Source organism: Arthrobacter sp. TMN-50 (genome assembly GCF_054511125.1).
The window spans coordinates 107,655-120,552 of record NZ_JBTNDG010000004.1; the positions used below are offsets into that span (position 1 = coordinate 107,655).

Genomic DNA, 12,898 nt, shown 5'->3' on the forward strand with positions numbered 1-12,898 from the left:
GCCACCTGCCGTTCGAACCGAATTGTCAACGCGGCCCTCTTCGGGGGCCTTACGTCCGCTGCACCCAGCCTAATGGAGTTGCGGCGGCCGAAACGCGCTAGTCTGTGGGCTGTGCTGACTTTCTTCGAAGCCGTCAAGCGGGTGCTGGTGGGCAAGCCGTTCCGCAACGACCGGCTGCGGCATCAGACCCTGCCAAAGCGGATCGCGATGCCGGTTTTTTCGGCTAATGCCCTCTCCTCGGTGGCGTACGCACCCGACGAAATACTCTTAACCCTGGCCCTTGCGGGCCTCGCCGCAGTGTCTGTTTCGCCGTGGGTGGGGCTGGCCGTTCTGGTGGTGCTGCTCGTGGTGATTGCGTCCTACCGGCAGGCAGTCCATGCCTACCCCACGGGAGGCGGTGACTACGAGATTGCTCGCCGTAATCTGGGCAGCTCGGCGGGTCTCACTGTGGCATCGGCGCTGATGATCGATTACGTGCTCACGGTGGCCGTCTCCGTCTCGGCTGCCGCCCACTACCTGATTGCCCTGGCGCCGGGACTGGCTGGTGGGCAGACGACGATTGCGGTGACCGGCGTCGTCGTCCTCGTTCTCCTGAACCTGCGCGGGGTTACCCGGAACGCTCTGGCCCTGGCGGTCCCCACCTACGTCTTCCTGGCAGCGATCCTCGGCATGTGCGCCGTCGGAATCATCCAGCGGCTCGCCGGCACGCTGGGCGAGGCGCCCAGCGCCAGGTTTGAGATCATCCCCGATCCCGCCCTCGATGCGGGCCTCGTGGGCCTGGCCGGGGCGCTGTTAATCCTAAGGGCCTTCTCCGCTGGCGCCGCGGCGCTGACCGGCGTCGAGGTTCCCAGCGCCAACGTGCCCAGTTTCCAGGCCCCGCGCAGTCGGAACGCCGCTTCCACCCTGCTGATCCTAGGATTGACCGCGGGCGCCATGATGGCTGGGGTGATTTATCTTGCCAATGCGGCGAAGGTCCATGTGGTCCAGAATCCGCAGGAACAGCTGCGGCTGGACGGCAACCCCGTACCGGCTGACTACGTCCAAAATCCTGTGGTCAGCCAGCTGGCCCGCACCATTTTCAGCGATGCAACGCTTCCGTTCATCCTTGTGGTCGGGGCTACCGCCCTGATCCTGGTGTTGGCGGGTCACGCCGCGTTCAACGGGTTCCCGGTGCTCGCATCGATCCTGGCCAAGGACGGCTACCTGCCGCGCCAGTTGCGGACTCGCGGGGACCGGTTGACCTTCAGCAACGGCATCCTCGCCCTGGGCGCTGGCGCCATCTTGTTGATCCTGGTCTTCGGCGCCGACGTGACCCAGCTGGTTCAGCTATATATTGTCGGCGTGTTTGTGTCGTTCACGGCGAGCCAGGCAGCCCTGATCAAACACTGGACCCGCGAGCTGCGCAGCACCGCCGACAAAAAGCGCAGGTGGCGGATGAAGAAGTCCCGCTTCATCAACACCGTGGGCTTCGTGCTGACCGCTGCGGTGCTGGTGGTGGTGTTGGTCACCAAATTCGAATACGGGGCCTGGGTGGCGGTGCTGGCCATGGTGGTGCTGTTCGCCGTCATGCACGGCATCAAGCGGCACTACGACCAGGTGGCGCGAGAACTGGCCCTTGACGACTCCACCTTTTCCCGCGCCCTGCCGTCGCGTGTGCACGCCGTGATTCTGGTGTCCCACGTCCGCAAGCCTGTGTTGCGGGCACTGGCATTCGCCCGCGCGTCGCGGCCCTCCAAACTGGACGCAATCGTCGTCGATGTTGACCCCGAGGAAACCGAGCGGACGTTGCGCGACTGGGAACGGTACGAGATTCCGGTGCCAATCACAGTTCTCGCCTCGCCGTACCGGGACACGATCATGCCCATCATGGAGTACATCCGCAGCATCCGCAGCGACTCGCCCCGGGACCTGATCGTCGTGTATATCCCCGAGTACGTGGTGGGACGGTGGTGGGAGCAACTGGTGCACAACCAGACAGCGCTGCGGATCAAAACCCGGCTGCATTTTGAGCCGGGCGTTATGGTGGCAAGTGTGCCGTGGCAGCTCGCATCATCCGACGCCGCGCGAAAGTTCCAGGACCTCCAATGACACAGACCGTTCACCATAACCAGCAGTGACAAACATCAGCAGTGACAAGGATCAGCAGTGACCAGTAAGCCGTCAGGCACCCTCGACCTCACCATCGGCCCGGTGGCGCACGGCGGCCATTGCGTTGCACGACACGAGGGTCGGGTCATCTTTGTCCGCCACGCCCTGCCCGGCGAAACGGTACGAGCCAGGCTGACCGAGCACGACGACGGTGCGAGCTTCTGGCGTGCGGATGTCATCGAGGTGCTGGACGCATCAGAGCACCGGGTCAACCATCCATGGCCTCTAGCCGATGCGCTGCTGGCGGCCCATCGTGGTGCCCCGCCGGTGGGAGGCGCCGAGTTCGGCCACATTGCGCTGCCCGCCCAGCGTCAGCTCAAGGGAACTGTCTTCAGCGAACAGCTCAGGCGGCTGGCCGGAACTGACCGGCACGTGGAGGTCGAACCCGTCCCCGATGAAACCCCCGACGGCCTCCGGTGGCGCACCAGGGCCAGCTTCGCCGTTGCCCCCGACGGCCACCTGGCCATGCACGCCCACCGTTCTGACGTGCTGATTCCCGTCGCTGAAATGCCACTGGCCGCCGACGCGATCAACGAATTGCAGCTGTGGACCGTCAACTTCACCGGAATCCAGCGGGTGGAGGTGGCGGTCGGCTCAGCTGGGGGCCCACCCCTGGTGCTACTGGTACCCGCACCCGGTGCGCGCCGGAAGCAAACCGCTGCAGTGATCCACCAGCTCAACGGACCCTCGGTAGCCCTCTGGGATCCGGAAAAGGCGACAGTGGAGCGGGTCCGGGGCAGGACCTGGCTGGCTGAGACCGTCGGATCGCAGACCTACCGGATCACCGGTGACGGTTTCTGGCAGATCCACCGGGGTGCGCCGGCCCTCCTCATGAACGCCGTGCTGGACGGCCTGGACATCCAGCCGGGGGAGCGCGCCGCCGATCTGTATTCGGGCGCGGGGCTTTTCACTGCACCCATTGCCGACGCCGTGGGCGCCGCCGGCAGCGTGCTGGCCGTCGAGGGTTCGCCCGGCGCGTCCCGTGACGCGAAACGGAATTTGCACGGGCGCACTCAGGTGGACATAGTGCAGGGAAAAGTCGATCGGGTGCTCAACGAGCGCAGACCGGGTCTCGACGTCGTCGTGCTGGACCCGCCACGTGCTGGCGCCGGCCAGGTGGCCATTTCCGAGATCATTGCTGCCGGCCCGCGGGCCGTCGGTTACGTCTCCTGCGACCCGGCGTCATTCGCCCGCGACGTCGGCTACTTCCAGCAGGAAGGCTGGGAACTGGAGACGCTGCGCGTGTTTGATTTGTACCCCCACACCCACCACATGGAGTCCTTCGCTGTGCTTCGTCCGGAGCGGGGATCGACAACGCCCAAGGACTAGGATGACAATGCAGGGGAGAGGAGTCCAACGGTGAGAAGTATGGACAGCTTCGGTTCCAGGGGCGTACTGGAGGTCGCCGGGACCGAGTATGAGATCTTCCGGCTGAGCGCGGTCGACGGCGCCCAGAGCCTGCCTTTCAGTCTCAAAGTGCTGCTGGAGAACCTGCTCCGCACCGAGGACGGAGCAAACATAACCGCCGGGCACGTCAGCGCCCTGGCGGGCTGGGACGCAGACGCCCAGCCGAACACCGAAATCCAGTTCACGCCTGGCCGCGTCATCATGCAGGACTTCACCGGTGTGCCCTGCGTTGTGGACCTGGCGACCATGCGTGAAGCAGTCAGGGACCTCGGCGGTGACCCGAACCGGGTCAACCCCCTGGCACCTGCGGAACTGGTGATCGACCATTCGATTCAGATCGATGTGTTCGGTAACGCCGACGCGATCGAACGCAATATGGACATCGAATACCAACGCAACGGCGAGCGGTACCAGTTCCTCCGCTGGGGGCAGACTGCCTTCACCGACTTCAAAGTGGTGCCGCCCGGTACCGGGATCGTTCATCAGGTGAACATTGAATACCTGGCCCGAATCGTGATGACCCGCGAGCTCAGCACCGGGGACAGCACCGTCCTGCAGGCCTACCCCGACACCTGCGTCGGGACCGACTCGCACACCACCATGGTCAACGGCCTGGGCGTCCTGGGCTGGGGCGTGGGCGGCATTGAAGCCGAGGCGGCCATGCTGGGTCAGCCCGTCTCAATGCTCATTCCCCGCGTGGTGGGCTTCAAACTGGCCGGTTCCATTCCGGCGGGTGCCACCGCGACCGACGTCGTTCTGACCATCACCGAGATGCTGCGCAAGCATGGAGTGGTGGGCAAGTTCGTTGAGTTCTACGGCGAGGGTGTCGCGGCCGTGCCGCTGGCGAACCGTGCCACCATCGGCAACATGAGCCCCGAATTCGGCTCGACTGCCGCAATGTTCCCGATCGACGACGTCACCCTCGAATACCTGAGGCTCACGGGCCGGTCAGCGCAGAGCGTGGCCCTGGTTGAGGCCTACGCCAGGGAGCAGGGCCTCTGGCACGACCCAGCACGGGAGATCCGCTTCTCCGAAAACCTCGAACTCGATCTCTCCACGGTGGTCCCGTCAATTGCCGGACCGAAGCGTCCCCAGGATCGTATTGAACTTACCGACGCCAAAAAACAGTTCCGTAAGGACATCCATAACTACGTCGGTTCGGTGGGTGACGCGGCACTGGATGAGGCGCTGGAGGAATCCTTTCCGGCGTCCGACGTTCCGGCGATGACGTCCACGCTGCGGCACGCGGGGAGATCGAGCGCTATCGGGCGGCCCTCGAAGCCGGCCCCGGTGACCATGTCCGACGGTCGGGCATTTGAGCTGGACCACGGCGCGGTCACCATCGCGTCGATCACTTCCTGCACCAATACCTCAAACCCCTCAGTGATGCTCGCAGCAGCCCTCCTGGCCCGGAACGCAGTGGGCCGCGGGCTCGCCTCCAAGCCGTGGGTGAAGACGTCGGTCGCCCCCGGGTCCAGGGTGGTCACCGACTACTACGATAAATCTGGGCTCACCCCCTATCTGGAAAAGCTTGGCTTCTACGTCGTCGGGTATGGCTGCGCCACCTGCATCGGAAATTCGGGCCCGCTCGAAGCCGAAATTACCGCGGCAATCCAGGAGAACGATCTCTCAGTGGCCGCTGTCCTCTCCGGGAACCGGAACTTTGAGGGCCGCATCAATCCGGACATCACGATGAACTACCTGGCGTCCCCACCGCTGGTGGTTGCTTATGCTTTGGCCGGCACCATGGACTTCGACTTCGACGCCGACCCGCTGGGTCAGGACGACGACGGCAACGACGTCTTCCTCCGCGACATCTGGCCGAACCCGGCCGAGGTCCAGCAGATCATTGACGAGTCAATCGACAAGGAAATGTTCGCCAAAGGGTATGAGGGGGTGTTCGACGGGGACCACCGGTGGAAAGCCCTTAATACTCCCGAGGGCGACACCTTCGCCTGGGCCGAAAACTCCACCTATGTGCGGAAACCCCCGTACTTTGAGGAAATGAAGGCCGTTCCGGATCCTGTGACCGACATTTCGGGCGCACGGGTGCTGGCCAGGTTAGGCGACTCGGTGACCACCGACCACATCAGCCCCGCCGGGTCGTTCAAGTCCGACACCCCGGCCGGCCGCTACCTGCTGGAACACGGAGTGGCCCGGAAAGACTTCAACTCCTACGGATCCCGTCGCGGGAATCACGAGGTGATGATCCGTGGAACGTTCGCCAATATCCGACTGCGCAACACCCTGCTGCGGGGGGTGGAGGGTGGATTTACCCGCGACTTTACCCAGACTGGCGGCCCGCAGGCCTATATCTACGATGCGGCAGTGAACTATGAGGCGTCCGGAATTCCACTGCTGATCCTCGCCGGGAAGGAGTACGGGTCCGGCTCGTCCCGCGACTGGGCGGCCAAGGGTACTGCGCTGCTCGGCGTCCGTGCCGTGATCGCCGAAAGCTACGAACGGATCCACCGCTCCAACCTGATCGGAATGGGAGTGCTGCCGCTTCAGTTCCCGGCGGGGGAAAGCGCCGCCAGCCTGGGCCTCACCGGCACCGAGACGTTCGCCGTCGACGGCGTGACGGTCCTCAACGAGGGCAGCACACCGTCGACCGTCAAGGTCAGCGCCGTGCCGGAAGAAGGCGGCGACACGATCACGTTCGACGCGGTGCTGCGGATCGACACCCCGGGTGAAGCCGACTACTACCGCAACGGCGGTATTCTTCACTACGTGCTACGACAGCTCACAGCGATCGAGCGCCTCTGACCGCCAACCCGCGTTAGAGTTAATCACCCGCAGGTGCACGTCCGGCGGGAATGACAAACGCAAGGAGGCTCCGATGGGACTCTTGGAAACCATCCGCCACCCTCAGGATCTCAACCGGCTGACCGGCGACCAGCTGGTCCGCCTGGCAGCGGAAATCCGTGACTTTCTCATCACGAACGTATCCCGGACCGGAGGGCACCTCGGCCCCAACCTGGGGGTCGTCGAGCTCACCGTCGGCATGCACCGGGTCTTCGATTCCCCCCGCGACGCAATCATCTTCGACACCGGCCACCAGTCCTACGTGCACAAACTGCTGACCGGACGGCAGGACTTCAGCACGCTCCGCCAGCAGGGCGGTCTATCCGGTTACCCTTCGCGCGCAGAATCCGAACACGACGTGGTGGAAAGCTCCCACGCATCCTCCTCCCTCTCCTGGGCCGACGGTATTTCCCGCGCCCGGGTGATCGCCGGCGAAGGAGACCGCTACACCGTGGTGATGGTGGGCGACGGTGCCCTGACCGGCGGTATGGCCTGGGAAGCGATCAACAACATTGCGGCCGACAAGCGACGTCGCGTGGTAATTGTTGTCAACGACAACGGCCGGTCCTACGCGCCGACCATTGGGGGAGTGGCCGACTACCTGGCCTCCCTGCGACCTACCCTCGACACCGTCCGCACCCACCGCGTTTATGAAGGGACTTTGGAGTGGTCCAAACGGCGCCTCCAGAACGGTGGCCCGCTCGGCCGCTTCGCCTATAAGAGCCTGCACGCCACGAAAAAGGGCGTCAAGGACTGGTGGGCACCCCAGGGTCTCTTCGAAGACCTCGGCATGAAGTACATCGGACCCATCAACGGCCACGACCTGGCGGCCGTCGAGCATGCCCTGCACCAGGCTCGCAATTACGAAGGCCCGGTCATTGTGCATGCGATCACGGAGAAGGGCTACGGGTATGCGCCTGCCCGGGCCCACGAGGCCGACCAGTTCCACGCCGTCGGCATCATCGATCCCGAAACCGGTCAACCGGTCGGTGCGGCCGGACCGCAGTCGTGGACCAGCGTGTTCGCCGACGAAATTGCTGCCATCGCTGACGAGCGCGAGGACATCGTCGGCATTACCGGCGCCATGCTGATCCCCGTGGGGCTGCACAAATTTGCTGAAAAGTATCCGGAGCGGGTGTTCGACGTCGGAATCGCCGAGCAACACGCGCTGACTAGTGCTGCGGGTATGGCGTTCGGCGGGCTGCACCCGGTGGTGGCGTTGTATTCAACGTTCCTGGGCAGGGGATTTGACCAACTCCTGATGGATGTCGCCCTCCATAAGGCTGGTGTCACCGTAGTGCTGGACCGTTCGGGTGTTACCGGGCCCGACGGCGCGAGCCACCACGGCATGTGGGATCTGGCGATGCTACAAATCGTCCCCGGGCTGCATCTGGCAGCGCCCCGTGACGCAACCAGGCTTCGCGAGGAACTCAGGGAAGCCGTTGCCATCGGCGACGCGCCGAGCGTCGTGCGGTATTCGAAAGGCGCAGTGGGCGCGGAAATACAGGCGATTGAGCGGCTCGACGACGGCGTCGAGGTGCTGGCCCGCCGGCCGTCCGGTTCGGGCAGCAACGATGTCTTGATTATCAGTATCGGTGCGATGAGTGAACTGGCCCTCGATGTTTCCAACCGGTTGGGCGCCCAGGGCATTAGCTCAACGGTGATCGACCCGCGGTGGGTGCTCCCCGTCCGCCGATCAGTGATTGAGATGGCCGCTGAACACCGGATTGTCATTGTGATTGAGGACGGCGTGCGTGCTGGCGGCGTGGGATCGCGGATCCGGCAGGAGATGCGTGCTGTGGGGGTGGACACCGCGCTGAACGAGGTGGGACTGCCCGTGGAGTTCCTCGACCATGGGACGCGTAGCGAAGTGTTGGAGCGGGTCGGGCTGACCGCGCGCAAGGTAGCCCAGGACGTCGTCGAGCAGGTATTGGGCACCAGGGTGCCCGTCGCCCGTCCGCTCCCCGGACAGAATTCCGTGGTGACCGGGCAGTTGCCCACGGCCTGACCCGTCCTTCCGGCCGGGCTGAGAACCGGCCGGGAGCGCCAAAATGCTGACCGCGAAAAGCAGGGCGTCAGAATTAGTCTGTGAGACAATGAACATGGCTGGCAGGGGAACCACATTCCCCGGCCGGTCCAGTGACAGGCTTCCGGCTGTGCTGGCGACGCTTCTGCGTGCATCGTGAAAACATCCTGACGGATGGGATGCCGAGAATCCGCTGTGCAGGCCAACCGTTGGGAAAGCAGCGGATAGGGAAAAGCGCCACTGGTCTTCGAGTGATGCCGCACCCCACGGATGGTGCGACCTCGAAGCTCACTTAGACGACTTCCGGTAGACGCGAGGCGCCAAGGTCCGCGGACAACCGACATACTGCCCCCGGGGGCGTCGGAATGTGGCCGACGCCGCAGGGGCTGGAGCAAAACACCATATGGATAACCAGCAGAACCCCACGGATCAGATTCATGACGCGGCACCGGAGCAGCTCGACGTTCCAGTAAAAAAGGCACCCAGGACCCGCCGCAAAAAGGTGGAGCCTGCGGCAAGCACCGACGCCGAGACAGCCACCGCTGAAACACCCGAGCCAACTGTCGCACCGAAGCGCCGCGCAACGCGCAGCCGCAAGACCGCCACCAGCGATGTTGTGCTCCCCGAGGCACCCACCGCCCTTCCTGCCGGCGCTGGTGAGACAGTGGTTGACGTAGCGAGCGCTGACGCGATTACCCCCGCCGACGTAGGCACCGCAGTGGGGGCTGAACCGATAACCGGGGAGCCGGTGAAAGCTCCAACCCGTCGCCGGACTTCCCGGAAGGCCAGCAGCCCCACCGGGGCACCGGTGGCCGTCGAGCCCGCGGTCGACGAGCTGCCGGCCCCCGTGACCCAGGTGGCCGACGCGGTCGCCTCTGGCGCGGCCGACGGTGACCCAGCCGACGTCGCGCCGGCGCCGGTGAGGAAGACCACCCGCCGGCGGTCGTCCGCCGCGCAGAAACAGGTTCTGGTGCCCGAAGAAGCCGCTCCCGCGGCGGTGGAGGGGCCGGACGACTCCGAGCCAGCCGCGCAGCCCGAGGACGCGCAGCCCGAGGACGCACAGCCCGAGCCAGCGCAGCCCGAGCCAGCCGCCGTGTCATCGGCGTCCGACCCGTTCGCCATCCCCGCGTCGCTGTTTCACGCACCCGATTTGACTGTCACCCCAACCCCGGCCAGGAAGGCCGACGTCGTCGCGGCGTCGGACGTCGATGATGACGATGAGGACGGTGACACCGAGCCTGGCGGGCGCCGCCGCCGCCGCAACCGTCGCAGCCGGGGCAAGGGGCGCAGCGACCAGGACGCCGCCACCGACGATGCAGGCCGAGCCGCCGATGCCGACGCTGGCCCGGACGGGGACAGCGACGACGGTGTGACGTCGCGTCGACGTCGGAGGCGTCGCCGTGGCGACCAGGATCTTGAACTGACCGGCGGTCAGGACGACGATCCTCCCAACACGGTGACCCGGGTGCGGGCGCCCCGGCAGGTGCTGGAAACCGCGCCATCCAATAAGGTGACCAGCGTCAGGGGATCCACCCGGTTGGAGGCCAAGAAGCAGCGTCGTCGCGAGTCTCGCGATACGGGGCGTCGCCGTCAGGTCATCACCGAGGCTGAGTTCCTCGCCCGGCGCGAGTCGGTGGATCGGCAGATGATCGTCCGCCAGCGCGACGACAGGATCCAGATCGCTGTCCTCGAGGACGGGTTGCTCGCTGAGCACTTTGTGTCCAAGACGCAGCAGGATTCACTGATCGGCAACGTGTACCTGGGTAAGGTCCAAAATGTGCTGCCCAGCATGGAAGCCGCGTTCGTCGACATCGGTCGCGGCCGCAACGCCGTCCTGTACGCCGGTGAGGTGAACTGGGACGCATCCCGCCTCGATGGGCAACCACGCCGCATCGAACTGGCGCTGAAGTCCGGTGACACCGTTCTGGTGCAGGTCACCAAGGATCCGGTGGGCCACAAGGGCGCCCGTCTCACCAGCCAGATTTCCCTCCCCGGACGCTACCTGGTGTACGTGCCGGGTGGCTCCATGACTGGGATTTCCCGGAAGCTGCCGGATGTGGAACGGAACCGGCTTAAGCGGATCCTCAAGGATCGTCTCCCCGAGAATGCCGGCGTGATTGTGCGCACCGCTGCGGAGGGTGCCAGCGAGGAAGAGCTGACCCACGACATCAACCGGCTACGGTCGCAGTGGGAGAATATCGAAGGCAAGTCGGGTTCCACCAAGTCGCTCGCCCCCGAACTGCTGTACGGCGAGCCGGACCTGACCATCAAGGTGGTCCGCGACGTCTTCAATGAGGACTTCTCCAAACTCATTGTCTCCGGTGAGGAAGCCTGGGACACCATCGAGGCGTACGTGATGTATGTGGCCCCCGATCTGGTGGGCCGCCTGGAGAAGTGGACCGGCAACGAGGACATTTTCTTCGCCAGCCGGATCGACGAACAAATCCACAAGGCCCTCGATCGCAAGGTGTTCCTGCCCTCGGGAGGCTCGCTCGTCATCGACCGCACCGAGGCCATGACCGTGGTGGACGTCAATACGGGCAAATTCACCGGCAGCGGCGGAAATCTTGAAGAGACGGTCACCAAGAACAACCTGGAAGCCGCTGAGGAAGTGGTCCGTCAACTCAGGCTGCGGGACATTGGCGGCATCATCGTCATCGACTTCATCGACATGGTCCTTGAAGCCAACCGGGACCTCGTGCTGCGCCGGATGGTTGAATGTCTCGGACGGGACCGCACCAAGCATCAGGTGGCCGAGGTGACCTCCCTGGGCCTGGTCCAGATGACCAGGAAGCGGATGGGCACCGGGCTCCTGGAAGTCTTCGGCGAGAACTGTGAACACTGTGGTGGGCGCGGGGTCGTCACGCAAGACGAACCGGTGGAACACAAACGGCACGTCGTCGCCCCCGAGAACCACCAGCAGCATCTCCGCCAGGAGAAGGTGTCCCGCACCGAACGCAAACGCAATCGGAGCCGGTCCAGCTCACCGTCCGACGACGAACAGCAGACACCGGAGGCCCCGCAGGACGACGCAGGACGCCAGGCCCGGGCCGACGCGGCTCGGGTGGCCCTCGCCAGCATCGCGGCGGCCACCCACGCAGCGCACGAGGCTGAGGGACACTCGGCGGCCGATGACGCCGCGGAGGTGGTGCTGACAATCAACGGGGAAACCGTCAGCCTGCCTCGTGCCGAGAGCACCGACGCCGAGGTGCAGGAGGCGCGCCGGTTGACTCTGGATAGCCTCACCCAGGCGTTCGACCGGAAACCTGCGACAGTTGATTCTGCGGCCGAACCAGCTGAATCCGCAGTTTATTCCGTCGCCGAACCAGCCGCTACGCTCGAGGCTGCTCCCCGCAGTCCGCGCCGCAACCGTCGCAGGGCCGCCAGCAGCCCCCAGGGAACTGCTGCGACCTCGGCTATCGAGCGGGAGCAGGCAGACCAGGCGGAGGCGGCTGAGCAACCGGGGGCACGGTTTGTGGCAACGGCACAGGCCGCACCCCGCAAGGTTGGGCCCGCCGGGGACGAGCCGATGATCCTTGGGGTAGGGGTTCCCGCGTCCGAGTTGTAGGGGCCGCTCAGGTTCGCCGGGGTCCTGCGACTCGCCCACCCACTGGGTGATTTGCAGGAACCCGCCGAACTGGCGTAATCTTGATCTTCGGTGCGTTCGCCTTCTAACCGGTTTTCCGGGGCGTTGATGCACGGCGTCAGCGGCAGGACTAGTTAGAACAGTTTGCCGGTGTAAGTACGCACACAAGTAGTTTTCCAAGCAGAGTTGTCGAGAGAAGTGAGTTCCCAAGTGGTGTACGCGATTGTCCGCGCAGGCGGCCGCCAAGAAAAGGTTTCCGTGGGAGACCTCGTAACCCTTGACCGCGTCACCGGTAAGGCCGGCAGCAGCTTTCAGCTGCCCGCCCTCCTTCTGGTCGACGGCGACAAGGTAACCTCAGCAGCAGATGACCTGGCAAAGGTTGCTGTCACTGCCGAGATCATCGAGAATCTTCGTGGACCGAAGATTGTCATCCAGAAGTTCAAGAACAAGACCGGCTACAAAAAGCGCCAGGGTCACCGTTCGGAACTGACCCGCGTCAAGATCACAGGCATCAAGTAACCTCTTCGTTCTTTATCAAAAGGTAGGCAAAGCAGATGGCACATAAGAAGGGTGCGAGTTCCACTCGCAACGGCCGCGATTCAAACGCCCAGTACCTTGGCGTCAAGCGGTTCGGTGGACAGGTTGTCAAGGCGGGCGAAATCATCGTTCGCCAGCGTGGCACCCACTTCCACCCCGGCGCTGGAGTTGGCCGCGGCGGAGACGACACGCTGTTTGCACTGGAGGCTGGCTCGGTTGAGTTCGGTAGCCGCCGCGGGCGCCGCGTAGTCAACATCGTCGGCGCAGTCGCAGAGTAGTTGCTGCGCACCAAGCATTGGCAGTGAGGTGGGGTGAGCCGATCCGGCTCGCCCCACTTTCTTTTTAAGCCGGATAGACTCGGCATCAATTCACAATTCTGAAGGAGTTCA

General features: G+C 64.6%; 7 protein-coding genes. All 7 read left to right on the forward strand.

Translation table 11 applies throughout. The annotated features are described in order from the left end of the window. The first annotated feature begins 111 nt into the window (after positions 1-111). Positions 112-2,088, forward strand: a complete 1,977-nt coding sequence (locus ACX80A_RS07915) for an APC family permease (RefSeq protein WP_459259152.1) — start codon at positions 112-114, stop codon at positions 2,086-2,088. 57 nt (positions 2,089-2,145) lie between these two features. Continuing rightward, a complete protein-coding gene (locus tag ACX80A_RS07920) occupies positions 2,146-3,477 on the forward strand; it encodes a class I SAM-dependent RNA methyltransferase (RefSeq protein ID WP_459259154.1) in 1,332 nt (443 codons plus the stop codon). 30 nt (positions 3,478-3,507) lie between these two features. Continuing rightward, positions 3,508-6,321 (forward strand): aconitate hydratase AcnA, encoded by a 2,814-nt coding sequence (acnA, locus tag ACX80A_RS07925; RefSeq protein ID WP_459259156.1) that lies wholly within the window; start codon positions 3,508-3,510, stop codon positions 6,319-6,321. A 73-nt stretch (positions 6,322-6,394) separates the two neighbouring features. Further along, the gene (gene dxs / locus ACX80A_RS07930) at positions 6,395-8,368 is read left to right on the forward strand and encodes a 1-deoxy-D-xylulose-5-phosphate synthase (RefSeq protein ID WP_459259157.1); all 1,974 of its coding nucleotides are present in this window, start codon (positions 6,395-6,397) and stop codon (positions 8,366-8,368) included. A gap of 421 nt (positions 8,369-8,789) precedes the next feature. After that, positions 8,790-11,954 (forward strand): Rne/Rng family ribonuclease, encoded by a 3,165-nt coding sequence (locus ACX80A_RS07935; protein ID WP_459259158.1) that lies wholly within the window; start codon positions 8,790-8,792, stop codon positions 11,952-11,954. A 228-nt stretch (positions 11,955-12,182) separates the two neighbouring features. Next, entirely contained in the window at positions 12,183-12,491 is a 309-nt protein-coding gene (gene rplU, locus ACX80A_RS07940) for a 50S ribosomal protein L21 (RefSeq protein WP_019482657.1), read from the forward strand. 35 nt (positions 12,492-12,526) lie between these two features. Continuing rightward, positions 12,527-12,787 carry a 50S ribosomal protein L27 gene (gene rpmA / locus ACX80A_RS07945; RefSeq protein WP_081743419.1) on the forward strand — a complete coding sequence of 87 codons (261 nt, stop codon included), beginning with the start codon at positions 12,527-12,529 and terminating at the stop codon, positions 12,785-12,787. Positions 12,788-12,898 lie beyond the last annotated feature (111 nt).